Here is a 15,202-nt window from a genome sequence, read left to right as displayed (position 1 = left end):
CGACCTGCATTTTTTCCCGTCGCGCTGAGTCAGGCTTTTATGGTCTGAAACCCAATTTGTTTCTGTGTGCCCACCGAACTGTCCGATATTTTTACGCATTGGGAGTCCCGGTCATGCTGAGCGCATTTCAACTGGAAAACAATCGACTGAGCCGGCTGGAAGTCGAAGAATCACAAACCCTGATTGATGCCGTGTGGGTCGACCTGGTCGAACCGGACGATGACGAGCGTTTGCGCGTACAATCCGAGCTGGGGCAGAGCCTGGCAACCCGCCCCGAACTGGAAGACATCGAAGCATCCGCGCGTTTTTTTGAAGACGAAGACGGCCTGCACATCCACTCCTTCTTCTTCTTTGAAGACGCGGAAGATCACGCCGGTAACTCCACCGTGGCGTTTACCATTCGCGATGGCCGTCTGTTTACCCTGCGTGAGCGCGAACTGCCCGCGTTTCGTTTATACCGCATGCGCGCCCGTAGCCAGGCGATGGTCGACGGTAACGCCTATGAACTGCTGCTCGATCTGTTCGAAACCAAAATCGAACAGCTGGCGGATGAAATTGAAAACATCTACAGCGACCTGGAACAGCTTAGCCGTGTGATCATGGAAGGGCATCAGGGCGATGAATATGATGAAGCGCTTTCGACGCTGGCGGAGCTGGAGGATATCGGCTGGAAGGTGCGTTTGTGTCTGATGGATACCCAGCGCGCGCTGAACTTCCTGGTACGCAAAGCGCGTCTGCCGGGTGGTCAACTGGAGCAGGCGCGCGAGATCTTACGCGATATCGAATCCCTGCTGCCGCACAACGAATCTCTGTTCCAGAAGGTGAACTTCCTGATGCAGGCGGCGATGGGCTTTATCAACATCGAGCAGAACCGCATCATCAAGATCTTCTCGGTGGTTTCCGTGGTGTTCCTGCCGCCGACGCTGGTGGCATCCAGTTACGGGATGAACTTTGAGTTTATGCCGGAGCTAAAATGGAGCTTTGGCTACCCTGGCGCGATTATCTTCATGATCCTCGCGGGGCTGGCGCCGTATCTGTACTTTAAACGTAAGAACTGGCTGTAAAACCTGGCGGGTTCCCTCTCCAGACAGGAGAGGGTCAGGGGGACGGGTAAATCACACGCTTTTACGCGTCCGGCGCTGGGTATAAATCGCATCGGCGACAAAAATCGCCAGCGCCACCCAGATAAACGCGAACGTCACCATCTTATCTGCCCCCGGCACTTCGCCGTAAAACATGACTGCCAGCAGGAACATCAGCGTCGGGCCAATGTACTGGAAGAAGCCCAATGTTGAGAGGCGCAAACGGGTTGCGGCGCCGGTAAAGCACAGCAGCGGGACGGTAGTCACGACGCCTGCGGCGATCAGCAATAAATTAAGCGACAGCGGGTTTTGCCCCATGTGGCTGGTTGTGCTGTCCGCAATACCAAACAGGTAAATCGCCGCTACTGGCAACAGCCACAGCGTTTCAAACAGCATGCCGGTTTGTGCTTCCACGGCAATCTTTTTACGGACCAGACCGTAAAAGGCAAAGCTAAACGCCAGCCCCAGCGCGATGACTGGCAGCGACCCAAAGGTCCATAACTGCACCAGCACGCCGCACACCGCCAGAATCACGGCCACCCACTGCATCCGGCGAAAGCGTTCGCCGAGGAAAATCATTCCCAGCAGGATATTGACCAGCGGATTAATGAAGTAACCGAGGCTGGCTTCCAGCATGTGGTGATTGTTCACCGCCCAGATAAACAACAGCCAGTTACCGCCAATCAGCACGGCAGACAACGCCAGCAGGAACACCTTTTTCGGTGTCTGCAGCAGCGTTTTGACGCCGGACCACTGACGGCTGACGCTCATCAGCGCCACCATAAAAAAGAATGACCAGATCACCCGGTGCGTCAGGATTTCATCCGCAGGGACGTAATGAATCAGTTTGAAGTACGCAGGGGCGATGCCCCAAATAAAATAAGCGGCAAGAGCGAGTAACACGCCCTGCCGCGTTTGCTTTGCATCCATCGGGAAAACTCGTGTCTGAAATGTAACAACAGTTTATCGTGTTTTACCCTACCATATAAGTGGCGGTGGCGCTGGCAATGTATAACTGCTCTTCATTGTGTAATTCCACCCGCGCCACGGCGACTTTATTCCCGGCGCGCAACAAGCTGCTGGTGGCGGTGAAACGGTTACCCCTGCCCGGACGCAGGTAATCGACGCGTAAATCGATGGTCCCCATTCGCGACAGCCGTTGACGTAGCTCGTCTTCGCTGATGGTTTCATGGCGGGTCAGCGTGCTACCTACGCAAACCAGTCCGGCGGCAACATCCAGCGCTGAGGCGATCACCCCGCCATGCAAAATACTTTGCGCCCAGTTACCGACCATCATCGGTTGATTATTAAACGCCAGTTGGGCAAATTCTTTTTCGTAGCGTTCGAGTTCCAGCCCCAGCGCCCGGTTAAACGGCATGTGGTAGACAAACATTTCGCCCACAAGCTTCAGGGCTTGCTCCGCGGTGAGTACAGCAGACATACGATTCCGTCACTCCATTGGTTAATGAAATGTTGATGTTATGCTTCTTGTTTGTTGATTTCTACTTTAAGACGGGATAACTAACCGCAACACCAGTAAATATGTAGAATGGCGGAAACAATTTTTATTCAAAACTTAACTATTTCGTTCAGGAGAACAACAAGAATGCGGGCGATTCTGGGTGGTTTATGGACGGCAGCTATGCTGCCAGTGGTCGCTTTTGCGCAAGAAGCGACGGTAAAAGAGGTGCATGACACGCCGTCGGTACAGGGCAGTATCATCGCCAATATGCTGGTGGAGCATGACAATCCGTTCACGCTTTACCCTTACGACACCAACTACCTGATCTACACCAGTACCAGCGACTTAAATAAAGAAGCGATCAGCACTTATAACTGGTCTGAAAACGCCCGCAAAGACGAAGTGAAATTCCAGTTGAGCCTGGCATTCCCGCTGTGGCGAGGGATCCTGGGACCCCATTCAGTCCTGGGGGCGTCGTATACTCAGAAATCCTGGTGGCAGCTTTCCAACAGCGAAGAGTCCTCGCCGTTTCGTGAAACCAACTACGAGCCACAACTTTTTCTCGGCTTTGCAACCGATTATCGCTTTGCGGGCTGGACGCTGCGCGACGTGGAAATGGGGTACAACCATGATTCCAACGGGCGTTCGGACCCAACCTCACGTAGCTGGAACCGTCTTTACACGCGCCTGATGGCGGAAAACGGCAACTGGCTGGTGGAGGTGAAACCGTGGTATGTCATCGGCAGCACCGACGATAACCCCGATATCACCAAATATATGGGCTATTACCAGTTGAAAATCGGGTATCACCTCGGCGATGCGGTGCTGAGCGCGAAAGGACAGTATAACTGGAACACCGGCTACGGCGGCGCTGAACTGGGTCTGAGCTATCCGCTGACGAAGCACGTTCGGCTTTACACCCAGGTATACAGCGGCTATGGCGAGTCGCTTATCGATTACAACTTCAACCAGACGCGAGTGGGTGTCGGCGTGATGCTTAACGATATCTTCTGATCGATTAAACATTGCAGTTTCTCTCTCAGGCGCTGAAAATAGCGCCTGTTTTATTTGATGGCGAACGGGGTGAATGTGGCGCAGGCGGAAGTGTTGAATCTGGAGTCCGGAGCTAAACAGGTTTTGCAGGAGACCTTTGGCTACCAACAGTTTCGCCCGGGCCAGGAAGCGATCATCGACACTGCGATGTCCGGACGCGACTGCCTGGTGGTTATGCCGACCGGCGGCGGAAAATCCCTGTGTTATCAAATCCCTGCTTTGCTCCTTGATGGGTTAACGGTGGTGGTCTCGCCGCTGATTTCCCTGATGAAAGACCAGGTCGATCAGCTGCTGGCGAACGGCGTGGCGGCGGCCTGCCTGAACTCGACCCAGACGCGTGAACAGCAACATGAGGTGATGGCAGGATGCCGTACCGGGAAGATTCGTTTGCTCTATATCGCACCTGAACGTCTGATGCTGGATAACTTTCTCGAGCATCTTGCCCACTGGAATCCCGTCTTACTGGCCGTTGATGAAGCGCACTGTATTTCGCAGTGGGGCCACGACTTTCGCCCGGAATACGCGGCGTTAGGCCAGCTTCGCCAGCGCTTCCCCGCGCTGCCGTTCATGGCGTTGACCGCCACGGCGGATGAAACCACCCGGCTGGATATCGTCCGTTTATTAGGCCTCAACGACCCCTTAATTCAGATCAGCAGTTTTGACCGGCCCAACATTCGCTACATGTTGATGGAGAAATTTAAGCCGCTCGATCAACTGATGCGCTACGTGCAGGAGCAGCGCGGCAAGTCCGGCATCATTTACTGCAACAGCCGGGCGAAAGTAGAAGATACCGCCGCACGCCTGCAAAGCCGCGGGCTTAGCGCGGCGGCGTACCATGCGGGGCTGGAAAATGACGTGCGTGCGGACGTGCAGGAGAAATTCCAGCGCGACGACCTGCAAATCGTGGTGGCGACCGTGGCGTTCGGCATGGGCATCAACAAACCCAACGTGCGTTTTGTGGTGCATTTTGATATTCCGCGCAACATTGAATCCTATTACCAGGAGACGGGACGCGCGGGTCGTGACGGCCTGCCTGCGGAAGCCATGCTGTTTTACGATCCGGCGGATATGGCGTGGTTGCGCCGTTGCCTGGAAGAAAAACCGCAGGGGCAACTGCAGGATATCGAGCGACATAAGCTGAATGCGATGGGCGCGTTTGCCGAGGCGCAAACCTGTCGTCGCCTGGTATTGCTCAACTACTTTGGTGAAGGGCGGCAGGAACCGTGCGGCAACTGTGATATCTGCCTTGATCCCCCTAAACAGTACGATGGCCTGCAGGACGCGCAAATTGCCCTCTCGACGATAGGCCGGGTGAACCAGCGTTTTGGCATGGGGTATGTTGTTGAGGTGATCCGCGGCGCCAACAATCAGCGCATCCGTGAACTGGGACATGACAAGCTCAAAGTCTACGGTATGGGACGCGAGAAAAGCCATGAGCACTGGGTCAGCGTGATCCGTCAACTGATCCACCTGGGGCTGGTGACGCAAAATATCGCCCAGCATTCCGCGTTACAAATGACCGACGCGGCGCGTCCGGTGCTGCGCGGCGAAGTGCCGCTTCAGCTTGCTGTACCGCGTATCGTAGCCCTTAAGCCGCGGGTTATGCAGAAATCCTTCGGCGGCAATTACGATCGCAAGTTGTTCGCAAAACTGCGCAAATTGCGTAAAGCGATCGCCGACGAAGAAAATATCCCGCCGTACGTGGTGTTTAACGATGCCACCCTGATTGAGATGGCCGAACAGATGCCGGTTTCCGCCAGCGAAATGCTCAGCGTCAACGGTGTCGGGATGCGTAAACTCGAACGCTTCGGTAAAGAATTTATGGCGCTGATTCGCGCTCACGTAGACGGTGACGACGAGGAGTAGTCAGCCAGGCAAAAAAGTGCCAGGATGGTGACTCACTGAACTGTTTCCCCCGCGAGTATTTCGATCATGCTAATGTTATTTCTCACCGTGGCGATGGTGCACATTGTAGCGCTCATGAGTCCGGGTCCGGATTTCTTTTTCGTCTCGCAGACTGCCGTCAGCCGCTCGCGTAAAGAAGCGATGATGGGCGTGCTGGGGATTACCTGTGGCGTTATGGTCTGGGCGGGTATCGCGCTGCTTGGCCTGCATCTGATTATTGAAAAAATGGCCTGGCTGCATACTATTATTATGGTCGGCGGCGGTCTGTATCTGTGCTGGATGGGCTACCAGATGCTACGCGGCGCGCTGAAAAAGCAGGATACTGCCGCGCCCGCGCCGCAGGTTGAACTGGCGCAGAGCGGACGCAGTTTTCTGAAGGGATTGCTGACCAATCTGGCGAACCCAAAAGCGATAATCTATTTCGGTTCGGTGTTTTCCCTGTTTGTTGGCGATAACGTGGGTACCGCCGCGCGCTGGGGTATCTTTGTGCTGATTATCGTGGAAACATTCGCGTGGTTTACGGTGGTGGCGAGTCTGTTTGCGCTGCCACAGATGCGTCGCGGCTATCAGCGGCTGGCGAAATGGATCGACGGCTTTGCCGGCGCGCTGTTTGCGGGTTTTGGCATCCATTTGATCATTTCGCGCTGATTTATTTCCCGCCTTACCAGCACGGTAATTTGTTGTCCGCTCATCTGCTCCAGCATAAACCGCTGAGTCAGTCTATCCAGCAACACTGCGTTCAACAGCAAAGAATGAACCCTGTTTCTTTCTTTGCTGTCTGGTTCGACGGTCTATATTCCACCGTTCTGATCGTCAACAAGGTATTGCGAGCGCGACTCCGTTTGTCACGCATGCCTTGCCGAAGCCAGTAGCGCGCCTACCAGCATAAACAGCGAACCGAACACTTTATTCAGCGCCTTCATCTGCTTCGGTCCTTTGATCCAGAGCGCAATTCGTTGCGCCAGCGTCGCGTAACCAATCATCACCACAATATCAACGACAATCGTCGTCACACCGAGAATGATGTACTGCATCAGCTGCGGCTCCTTCGGCATGACGAACTGCGGAAACAGCGCGGCGAGAAAAACGATGCTTTTCGGGTTGGTCAGGTTGACGAAGACGGCGCGCTGAAACAGACGTCCGCGGGATTGGGTATTCGTCATGGTGGTCAAATCAATGGCCCCCGCTGCACGCCACTGCTGGATGCCCAACCAGATCAGATAGGCCGCGCCCGCCCATTTCAGTATCTCAAATGCGAGTACCGACCGTGAGAACAGCGTTCCCAGTCCGACGCCGACCAGCACGATATGGATAGCCAGGCCCGCCTGTAACCCGGCGATAGAGGCCATTGCGCCACGATAGCCATGGTTAATGGAGGTGGTCATGGTATTGATGGCGCCGGAGCCCGGTGAAAGGCTCAAAATTATGGATGTCAAAAGGTAGGCGAACCACCATTCGAAAGTCATCGGAAACTCCCTGATTGTCTATTTTTATGCCACAATACGCTACTGTTGTGCGGTTGTGTCAGGCAACGACAAAAAAACGATTTTACCTGGTAAACGAGGCTGGATACCTGATGTTTCAGCAGCAAAAAGACTGGGAAACGAGAGAAAATGCGTTCGCGGCGTTCTCAATGGGACCGCTGACCGATTTCTGGCGCCAGCGGGAGGAAGCGGAATTTACAGGCGTAGACAGCGTGCCGGTACGTTTCGTCCGTTTTCGCGCAGAGCAAAACGATCGGGTGATCGTGGTTTGTCCGGGGCGTATTGAAAGCTACGTTAAATATGCCGAACTGGCCTATGACCTGTTTCATCTTGGCTTTGATGTCCTGATCATTGATCACCGGGGGCAGGGCCGTTCCGGGCGCATGTTATCGGATCCGCACCGTGGTCATGTCGATAACTTCAACGATTATGTTGATGATTTAACGGCGTTCTGGGAACAGGAAGTGCAGCCGGGACCGTGGCGGAAGCGCTACATTCTGGCGCACTCGATGGGCGGCGCGATTGCGACTTTGTTTCTGCAACGTCATCCAAACCAGTGCGACGCGATCGCGCTGTGCGCGCCGATGTTTGGTATTGTGATGCGCCTGCCCGACTGGATGGTTCGCCATATTCTCGACTGGGCCGAGGGGCATCCCCGCATCCGTGAAGGTTATGCGATTGGCACCGGGCGCTGGCGGGCGTTGCCGTTTGGCATGAATTTGTTAACGCACAGTCGGCAGCGTTATCGGCGTAACCTGCGGTTTTACGCCGATGAGCCACAGCTGCGCGTGGGCGGCCCGACCTACCATTGGGTACGTGAAGGCATCCTGGCGGCAGAACACGTGCTGGCCGGGGCGGGCGACGATGCCACGCCAACGTTGCTGATCCAGGCCGAAGAAGAGCGTGTGGTGGATAACCGCATGCATTACCGTTTTTGTGAAATCCGCGCCGCGGCGGGACACCCGGTCGAAGGGGGTCAACCGCTTGTCATCAAAGGCGCGTACCATGAGATCCTTTTTGAAAAGGACGCCATGCGCTCAGTCGCGCTTCACGCTATTGTTGATTTTTTCAACAAGCATAACTCACCAGCGGAAACCGCTTTGCTTAGAGGTTGAATTTTTATATGTATCAGGTTGTTGCGTCTGATTTAGATGGCACGCTGCTCTCGCCCGACCATACCCTATCTCCTTACGCTAAAGAGACACTGAAACTGCTGACCGCGCGTGGCGTTAACTTTGTTTTTGCCACCGGTCGCCACCACGTCGACGTGGGACAAATCCGCGATAATCTGGAAATTAAGTCCTACATGATCACCTCTAACGGTGCGCGGGTGCATGATATGGACGGCAATCTGGTGTTTACCCATAATCTGGATCGCGATATCGCCAGCGATCTGTTTGGTGTGGTGAACGCAAGCCCGGATATCATCACGAATGTCTATCGTGACGATGAATGGTTTATGAACCGTCACCGCCCGGATGAAATGCGTTTTTTCAAAGAGGCAGTCTTTAACTACTCCCTGTTTGAGCCTGCGCTGCTGGAGCCGGAAGGCATCAGCAAGGTATTCTTCACCAGCGACAGCCATGAGGTGCTGCTGCCACTGGAACAGGCGATCAACGCGCGCTGGGGCGACCGCGTGAACGTCAGTTTTTCCACGCTCACCTGTCTGGAGGTGATGGCAGGCGGCGTATCGAAAGGCCACGCGCTGGAAGCCGTGGCGAAGGCGATGGGCTACAGCCTGACCGACTGCATCGCCTTTGGTGATGGCATGAACGACGCGGAAATGCTGTCGATGGCTGGCAAGGGCTGCATCATGGGCAACGCCCACCAGCGTCTGAAAGATTTACATGCTGAGCTGGAAGTGATTGGGATTAATGCCGATGATGCGGTGCCGCATTATCTGCGCAATCTGTTTTTGCGTTAAGGTGATTGTTCGTTAGTTAGTCAGTTGTCAACCTAACTCTTCGCTACAATGGATACTCCTTGAACCCGGAGAGTTCCATTGTGGCGTTACTCATCATTACCACCATCCTGTGGGCGTTTTCTTTTAGCCTGTTCGGCGAATACCTTGCCGGACACGTCGACAGCTATTTCGCCGTGCTGGTGCGGGTTGGCCTGGCGGCGTTGGTCTTTTTACCGTTTCTGCGCACGCGCGGCCACAGCCTGAAAACTGTCGGGCTGTATATGCTGGTGGGCGCAATGCAGCTCGGCATAATGTATATGTTGAGTTTCCACGCCTATCTGTATTTGACCGTGTCGGAACTGTTGTTGTTTACCGTGCTGACGCCGCTTTATATCACGCTGATTTATGACGTGATGAGCAAACGCCGCCTGCGCTGGGGATATGCGTTTAGCGCCCTTCTGGCGGTGATCGGCGCGGGTATTATCCGTTATGATCAGGTCACCGATCACTTCTGGACCGGCCTTCTGCTGGTGCAGCTTTCCAATATCAGCTTTGCCATCGGCATGGTGGGCTACAAGCGTCTGATGGAAACCCGCCCTATGCCGCAGTACAACGCGTTCGCCTGGTTCTACGTCGGCGCGTTTCTGGTGGCGGTGGCGGCGTGGTCTTTGCTCGGCAATGCGCAGAAGATGCCAGAAACGACGCTGCAGTGGGGCATTCTGGTCTTCCTCGGCGTGGCGGCGTCAGGTATCGGCTATTTCATGTGGAACGTGGGGGCGACGCAGGTGGATGCCGGCACGTTAGGCATTATGAATAACATGCATGTGCCTGCCGGGCTGCTGGTTAATCTGGCGATCTGGCATCAACAGCCTCACTGGCCGAGCTTTATCACAGGCGCGGTTGTGATACTGGCTTCTCTGTGGGTGCATCGAAAGTGGGTCGCTCCGCGCTCCGCACAAACGGCAGGTGATCGCAGGCATGACTGCGCGCCGAGCGAATAAACGCATCGGTCACTGGCTGGCGCTGTTCGCCGTCGCGCACGGCGGCGTAAAGGCGGCTCCAGAGCCCATCGCCCAGAGTTTTGGTGACCACCAGACCCTGGCGCTCAAAACTCTCCACCACCCAGTGCGGCAGGGCGGCGATGCCCATTCTTGCCGCTACCATCTGAATCAACAATAGCGTGTTATCAACGCTTTTCAGCGCCGGGCTGATGCCTGCGGGCTGCAGAAAATGTCGCCAGACGTCCAGTCTGCTGCGCTGTACCGGATAGATCAGCAACGTTTCACTGGCTAAATCTTCCGGTGAGATCTGGATTTGTCTGGCCAGCGGGTGATCGGGCGCCAGTACCAGCCGCACTTCGAAATCAAACATCGGGGAATAGTGCAGCCCGCTGCGCGGCAGAATGTCGGAGGTCAGTACCAGATCCAGTTCGTCCTGCTGCAACGCTGGCTGCGGATCAAACGTCACCCCGGATTTAAAATCCATCTCTACCTGCGGCCACTTCGCGCGGAACTGCTCCAGCGCCGGGGTCAGCCACTGAATACAGCTGTGGCACTCAATCGCGATGCGCAAGCGTGTTTGCTGCGGTTCATTACAGGCCTGAAGTGCGCGGCTAATCTGCGGCAATACCTGGTTGGCGAGCTGTAACAATATCTCACCCTGCGGCGTAAAGCGCAGCGGCTGGCTTTTACGGATAAACAGCCGAAAGCCAAGACGCTGTTCCAGGTCGCTGAACTGGTGAGACAAGGCGGATTGGGTCTGATGCAGCGTCGCGGCGGCGGCGGCGAGCGACCCGGTATTCCGCAGCGCCTGGAGCGTTTTCAGGTGTTTAATCTCGATCATGAAAGTCCTTCACTTCGGCATGAGCAAATTGCGCTTGAGGAATATACAGTAACCGCCAAATATAGATGTGTAAACATCTGGACGTCTAAATCCTGCGTCTTTCGAATTTATGGTGCGTTGGCTGCACTTCCTCACCCCAGTCACTTACTTCAGTAAGCTGCTGGGGATGAGCAAGTTTGCCGCCTTCCCTAAATCCGAAATCCTTCGGATTACACATTATGAGGTTATAAAAATGACAATTATTAATCACACCCTCGGTTTTCCTCGCGTCGGCCTGCGTCGCGAGCTGAAAAAAGCGCAAGAAAGCTACTGGGCGGGCAACGCGTCCCGTGAAGAGCTGCTGGCGGTAGGGCGTGAATTGCGCGCGCGCCACTGGGATCAACAAAAACAGGCCGGTATTGACCTGCTGCCGGTAGGCGATTTCGCCTGGTACGACCATGTGCTGACCACCAGCCTGCTGCTTGGCAACGTGCCGGCGCGTCATCAGAATAAAGACGGCTCTGTTGATATCGATACCCTGTTCCGCATCGGTCGCGGTCGCGCGCCGACCGGTGAACCGGCTGCGGCGGCAGAAATGACCAAATGGTTTAACACTAACTATCACTACATGGTGCCGGAATTCGTAAAAGGTCAGCAGTTCAAACTGACCTGGACCCAGCTTCTGGACGAAGTAGACGAAGCGCTGGCGCTGGGCCACCAGGTGAAACCGGTCCTGCTGGGTCCGATAACGTACCTGTGGCTGGGTAAAGTGAAAGGCGAGCAATTTGACCGTCTCAGCCTGCTGAACGATATTCTGCCGGTCTATAAACAGGTGCTGATTGAACTGGGCAAACGCGGCATTCAGTGGGTACAAATCGATGAGCCTGCGCTGGTGCTGGAGCTACCCCAGGTTTGGCTCGATGCCTTTAAACCGGCGTATGACGCGCTCACCGGACAGGTGAAGCTGCTACTCACCACCTATTTCGAGGGCGTGACGCCGAATCTCGACACCATTACTGCGCTGCCGGTACAGGGTCTGCACGTTGACCTGGTACACGGTAAAGACGATGTGGCGGAACTGCATACGCGTCTGCCCGCTGACTGGCTACTGTCTGCAGGTCTGGTAAACGGTCGTAACGTCTGGCGCGCCGATCTAACGGAAAAATACGCACAAATTAAGGACATCGTGGACAAACGCGAGCTGTGGATCGCTTCTTCCTGCTCCCTGCTGCACAGCCCGATCGATCTGAGCGTAGAGACCCGTCTGGATGCGGAGGTGAAAAGCTGGTTTGCCTTTGCTCTGCAAAAATGTGAAGAGCTGGCCCTGCTGCGCGATGCGCTGAACAGCGGCGACACGACGGTAATTCGCGAGTGGAGCGTACCAATTCAGGCGCGTCAGCAGTCAACACGCGTACATAATGCGGCGGTAGAAAAACGTCTGGCGGCGATCTCCGCGCAGGACAGTCAACGTCAGAATCCGTATGAAGTGCGCGCCGAAGCCCAGCGTGCGCGTTTCAAATTACCCGCCTGGCCGACGACCACCATCGGTTCCTTTCCGCAAACCACGGAAATCCGCGGCCTGCGACTGGACTTCAAAAAAGGTAATCTGGATGCGAATCACTACCGCACCGGTATTGCCGAACACATTAAGCAGGCGATTGTTGAACAGGAGCGATTAGGGCTGGACGTGCTGGTCCATGGCGAAGCTGAGCGTAACGACATGGTGGAGTACTTTGGTGAGCATCTTGACGGCTTTGTTTTTACCCAGAACGGCTGGGTGCAGAGTTACGGCTCGCGCTGCGTGAAGCCGCCGGTGGTGATTGGCGATGTCAGCCGTCCTGCGCCGATTACCGTCGACTGGGCGAAGTACGCTCAGTCGCTGACCGACAAGCCGGTAAAAGGCATGTTAACCGGTCCGGTGACCATTCTCTGCTGGTCCTTCCCGCGCGAAGACGTGACCCGCGAAACCATCGCCAAACAGATCGCGCTGGCGCTGCGGGATGAAGTGGCGGATCTGGAGGCTGCGGGCATTGGTATTATCCAGATTGACGAACCGGCGCTACGTGAAGGTCTGCCGCTGCGTCGCAGCGACTGGGATGCCTATTTACAGTGGGGCGTGGAAGCGTTCCGCATCAGCGCCGCCGTCGCTAAGGACGACACGCAGATCCACACCCACATGTGCTACTGCGAGTTTAACGACATCATGGACTCGATTGCCGCGCTGGATGCGGATGTGATCACCATTGAGACATCGCGTTCAGACATGGAGCTACTGGAGTCATTTGAAGAGTTCGACTACCCGAACGAAATTGGGCCGGGCGTGTATGACATTCACTCCCCGAACGTGCCAGGCGTGGAGTGGATTGAAGCCCTGCTGCAAAAAGCGGCCCAGCGCATCCCGGCGGAACGTTTGTGGGTCAACCCGGACTGCGGCCTGAAAACTCGCGGCTGGCCGGAAACGCGTGCGGCGCTGGCGAACATGGTGAAGGCAGCGCAGAATTTGCGTCAGGGTTAATACCTTTGCTAACCCTGTGACAAAGGCCCGGTAAGGCGTAGCCGCCACCGGGCTTTTAATCATTACGCTCTCTTCCCACCGTACTGGCTGAACCACGCCAGCATTCTCTGCCAGCCATCTTTCGCGGATTCCGCATGATAACTCGGACGGTAATCGGCATTAAATGCGTGTCCGGCATCCGGATAGACTACAATCTCTGCTTTCGCGTTTGCCGCCCGCAGCGCCTGGCGCATTGTCTCAACCGTATCGAGCGGGATCCCAGTATCCTGACCACCATACAGCCCCAGCACTGGCGCATTTAAATCCGTGGCGATATCGACCGGATGCTTCGGTGAGTTCAGGGTCTTTTCACCCATCAGTTTCCCATACCAGGCGACGGCAGCTTTGAGCTGTGGATTATGCGCGGCGTACAGCCAGCTAATGCGTCCCCCCCAGCAAAAACCGGTCACCATCAGACGGTGCGGATCGCCGCCGTTGCGGGCCGCCCAACTGGCGACGTGGTCAAGATCGGCCAGCACCTGTGCATCCGGCACTTTGCTGACCAGATTGCTGAACAGCGTCGGGATGTCGCTGTAATCATTCGGATCGCCCTCGCGAAAATAGAGCTCTGGCGCAATAGCCAGATACCCTTCCAGCGCCAGCCGGCGGCAAATATCGCGAATGTGTTCATGCACGCCAAAAATTTCCTGCACTACAATGACCACTGGCAGGGGCGCATCGTTTTGTTTTGGTCGCGCCTGATAAGCCGGCATATCTTCTCCCTGAGAAGGGATGGAGGTAAAACCGGCAATAATGGCGTCGTCCGGAGTGTGAACCGTTGTAGAGGCGAGGGGAGAGGCCGCAGGTGCAAAGCCCGTTTGTTGTGTTGAGGTCATGGTATTCTCCGTACCCTTAAAATACATAGCGCAATGTTAACTATAGACAGCCTTCACTAAAGCACACTGCCTGAATTGGCTCAATTTTTGTGCAATGGAAGGCAGGGTTGACAACTAATTGTGATCGACATCACTTAATTATCGTAATTCAATGCAACTGTTTTCCCTCATGGTGATGATGGTCACGAAAATCACCTGCGTCCTTCGGTAGAGTATCTTTTTGCTTCTTCTGACTAAAACGAATCACAGAGGAGTTTTATATGTCCAAGTCTGATGTTTTTCATCTCGGCCTCACCAAAAGCGATTTACAAGGGGCTACGCTTGCAATCGTTCCAGGCGATCCGGAGCGTGTGGAAAAGATCGCCGCGCTGATGGATAAGCCGGTTAAGCTGGCATCGCATCGCGAATTTACGACCTGGCGCGCAGAGCTGGACGGCAAGTCTGTGATTGTCTGCTCGACCGGTATCGGCGGCCCGTCCACCTCCATCGCCGTAGAAGAGCTGGCACAGCTGGGCATTCGTACTTTCCTGCGTATCGGTACCACCGGCGCGATTCAGCCGAATATCAATGTGGGTGATGTTCTGGTGACCACGGCATCTGTGCGTCTCGACGGTGCAAGCCTGCACTTCGCGCCGATGGAATTCCCGGCGGTGGCAGATTTTGACTGTACCACCGCGCTGGTCGAGGCGGCGAAATCAATAGGGGCGACCACGCACGTAGGCGTAACCGCGTCCTCTGACACTTTCTATCCAGGGCAGGAGCGTTACGACACCTATTCTGGTCGCGTTGTGAGCCGCTTTAAAGGCTCGATGGAAGAGTGGCAGGCGATGGGCGTCATGAACTATGAGATGGAGTCTGCCACTTTGCTGACCATGTGCGCCAGCCAGGGTCTGCGTGCGGGAATGGTTGCCGGGGTTATCGTCAACCGTACTCAGCAAGAGATACCGAACGCCGAGACCATGAAGCAAACCGAAAGCCATGCGGTGAAAATCGTGGTGGAAGCGGCGCGTCGCCTGATCTAATTTTCTGTTTTTCCCCCCAGGGCCGACGCGTTCGGCCTTTTTATTTTGCGTAACGCCTCGCAGGAAATCCCTTTCAAACT

At 55.3% G+C, this 15,202-nt stretch carries 14 protein-coding genes and 1 pseudogene; 9 read left to right on the top strand and 6 right to left on the bottom strand.

Translation table 11 applies throughout. The features are described from left to right. Positions 1 to 113 precede the first annotated feature (113 nt). The gene (gene corA, locus OGY07_RS08680; protein WP_042292773.1) at positions 114 to 1,064 is read left to right on the top strand and encodes a magnesium/cobalt transporter CorA; all 951 of its coding nucleotides are present in this window, start codon (positions 114 to 116) and stop codon (positions 1,062 to 1,064) included. Between the two features lie 51 nt (positions 1,065 to 1,115). On the opposite strand, the gene rarD is transcribed toward corA, so the two are convergent. Then, positions 1,116 to 2,012: an EamA family transporter RarD gene (rarD, locus tag OGY07_RS08675; protein WP_060570165.1), complete on the bottom strand. Its 897-nt coding sequence runs from the start codon at positions 2,010 to 2,012 to the stop codon at positions 1,116 to 1,118. A gap of 43 nt (positions 2,013 to 2,055) precedes the next feature. Continuing rightward, positions 2,056 to 2,523: an acyl-CoA thioesterase YigI gene (gene yigI, locus OGY07_RS08670; RefSeq protein WP_042292767.1), complete on the bottom strand. Its 468-nt coding sequence runs from the start codon at positions 2,521 to 2,523 to the stop codon at positions 2,056 to 2,058. A 165-nt stretch (positions 2,524 to 2,688) separates the two neighbouring features. On the opposite strand from yigI, the gene pldA reads away from it, so the two are divergent. The 3 genes from pldA (at position 2,689) to rhtC (ending at position 6,150) form a co-directional block, all read left to right on the top strand. Continuing rightward, positions 2,689 to 3,558: a phospholipase A gene (gene pldA / locus OGY07_RS08665; protein WP_042292764.1), complete on the top strand. Its 870-nt coding sequence runs from the start codon at positions 2,689 to 2,691 to the stop codon at positions 3,556 to 3,558. Between the two features lie 75 nt (positions 3,559 to 3,633). Beyond that, positions 3,634 to 5,463, top strand: coding sequence for an ATP-dependent DNA helicase RecQ (gene recQ / locus OGY07_RS08660; protein ID WP_042292863.1), 1,830 nt, complete (start codon positions 3,634 to 3,636; stop codon positions 5,461 to 5,463). 66 nt (positions 5,464 to 5,529) lie between these two features. Next, positions 5,530 to 6,150, top strand: coding sequence for a threonine export protein RhtC (rhtC, locus tag OGY07_RS08655; RefSeq protein ID WP_042292762.1), 621 nt, complete (start codon positions 5,530 to 5,532; stop codon positions 6,148 to 6,150). Positions 6,151 to 6,164: 14 nt separating this feature from the next. On the opposite strand, the pseudogene OGY07_RS08650 reads toward rhtC, so the two are convergent. Both OGY07_RS08650 and rhtB read right to left on the bottom strand, forming a co-directional pair. Then, positions 6,165 to 6,239 (bottom strand): annotated as a pseudogene (locus OGY07_RS08650) (hypothetical protein); the annotation flags it as partial. 108 nt (positions 6,240 to 6,347) lie between these two features. Continuing rightward, positions 6,348 to 6,968 (bottom strand): homoserine/homoserine lactone efflux protein, encoded by a 621-nt coding sequence (gene rhtB, locus OGY07_RS08645; RefSeq protein ID WP_286599996.1) that lies wholly within the window; start codon positions 6,966 to 6,968, stop codon positions 6,348 to 6,350. Between the two features lie 110 nt (positions 6,969 to 7,078). Here rhtB and pldB point away from each other — a divergent pair, with 110 nt between their 5' ends. The 3 genes from pldB to OGY07_RS08630 all read left to right on the top strand — a co-directional run bounded on the left by pldB (position 7,079) and on the right by OGY07_RS08630 (position 9,890). After that, positions 7,079 to 8,101 (top strand): lysophospholipase L2, encoded by a 1,023-nt coding sequence (gene pldB / locus OGY07_RS08640; protein WP_042292755.1) that lies wholly within the window; start codon positions 7,079 to 7,081, stop codon positions 8,099 to 8,101. 8 nt (positions 8,102 to 8,109) lie between these two features. Beyond that, positions 8,110 to 8,910, top strand: coding sequence for a sugar/pyridoxal phosphate phosphatase YigL (gene yigL / locus OGY07_RS08635; protein ID WP_042292754.1), 801 nt, complete (start codon positions 8,110 to 8,112; stop codon positions 8,908 to 8,910). An 80-nt stretch (positions 8,911 to 8,990) separates the two neighbouring features. Then, positions 8,991 to 9,890: a carboxylate/amino acid/amine transporter gene (locus tag OGY07_RS08630; RefSeq protein WP_042292751.1), complete on the top strand. Its 900-nt coding sequence runs from the start codon at positions 8,991 to 8,993 to the stop codon at positions 9,888 to 9,890. Here the strand turns inward: OGY07_RS08630 and metR are convergent. Next, a complete protein-coding gene (gene metR / locus OGY07_RS08625; RefSeq protein ID WP_181822253.1) occupies positions 9,778 to 10,731 on the bottom strand; it encodes an HTH-type transcriptional regulator MetR in 954 nt (317 codons plus the stop codon). The two genes, OGY07_RS08630 and metR, sit on opposite strands and share 113 nt — an antisense overlap. Positions 10,732 to 10,963: 232 nt before the next feature. Between metR and metE the strand changes: the two genes are divergently transcribed. After that, a complete protein-coding gene (metE, locus tag OGY07_RS08620; RefSeq protein ID WP_286599992.1) occupies positions 10,964 to 13,225 on the top strand; it encodes a 5-methyltetrahydropteroyltriglutamate--homocysteine S-methyltransferase in 2,262 nt (753 codons plus the stop codon). Positions 13,226 to 13,287: 62 nt separating this feature from the next. Here metE and OGY07_RS08615 read toward each other — a convergent pair whose 3' ends face one another. Beyond that, complete coding sequence (locus OGY07_RS08615; protein ID WP_042292744.1) at positions 13,288 to 14,100, bottom strand: dienelactone hydrolase family protein; 813 nt, start codon at positions 14,098 to 14,100, stop codon at positions 13,288 to 13,290. A 260-nt stretch (positions 14,101 to 14,360) separates the two neighbouring features. On the opposite strand from OGY07_RS08615, the gene udp reads away from it, so the two are divergent. Further along, positions 14,361 to 15,122 carry a uridine phosphorylase gene (gene udp, locus OGY07_RS08610; protein ID WP_286599989.1) on the top strand — a complete coding sequence of 254 codons (762 nt, stop codon included), beginning with the start codon at positions 14,361 to 14,363 and terminating at the stop codon, positions 15,120 to 15,122. Positions 15,123 to 15,202: the final 80 nt, after the last annotated feature.

The organism is Citrobacter sp. Cs237 (assembly GCF_030332325.1).
GTDB lineage: Bacteria > Pseudomonadota > Gammaproteobacteria > Enterobacterales > Enterobacteriaceae > Citrobacter_A > Citrobacter_A sedlakii.
Note: the sequence above shows the minus strand (reverse complement) of the source record. Positions and strands in the feature narration are given on the sequence as shown.

Excerpts from the sequence above, each read along its gene's own strand:
- yigL (WP_042292754.1), top strand. The coding sequence starts at position 8,110 with ATGTATCAGGTTGTTGCGTCTGATTTAGATGGCACGCTGCTCTCGCCC.
- pldB (WP_042292755.1), top strand. The coding sequence starts at position 7,079 with ATGTTTCAGCAGCAAAAAGACTGGGAAACGAGAGAAAATGCGTTCGCG.
- rhtC (WP_042292762.1), top strand. The coding sequence starts at position 5,530 with ATGCTAATGTTATTTCTCACCGTGGCGATGGTGCACATTGTAGCGCTC.
- OGY07_RS08615 (WP_042292744.1), bottom strand. The coding sequence starts at position 14,100 with ATGACCTCAACACAACAAACGGGCTTTGCACCTGCGGCCTCTCCCCTC.
- pldA (WP_042292764.1), top strand. The coding sequence starts at position 2,689 with ATGCGGGCGATTCTGGGTGGTTTATGGACGGCAGCTATGCTGCCAGTG.
- yigI (WP_042292767.1), bottom strand. The coding sequence starts at position 2,523 with ATGTCTGCTGTACTCACCGCGGAGCAAGCCCTGAAGCTTGTGGGCGAA.
- udp (WP_286599989.1), top strand. The coding sequence starts at position 14,361 with ATGTCCAAGTCTGATGTTTTTCATCTCGGCCTCACCAAAAGCGATTTA.
- metR (WP_181822253.1), bottom strand. The coding sequence starts at position 10,731 with ATGATCGAGATTAAACACCTGAAAACGCTCCAGGCGCTGCGGAATACC.
- corA (WP_042292773.1), top strand. The coding sequence starts at position 114 with ATGCTGAGCGCATTTCAACTGGAAAACAATCGACTGAGCCGGCTGGAA.
- metE (WP_286599992.1), top strand. The coding sequence starts at position 10,964 with ATGACAATTATTAATCACACCCTCGGTTTTCCTCGCGTCGGCCTGCGT.
- rhtB (WP_286599996.1), bottom strand. The coding sequence starts at position 6,968 with ATGACTTTCGAATGGTGGTTCGCCTACCTTTTGACATCCATAATTTTG.
- rarD (WP_060570165.1), bottom strand. The coding sequence starts at position 2,012 with ATGGATGCAAAGCAAACGCGGCAGGGCGTGTTACTCGCTCTTGCCGCT.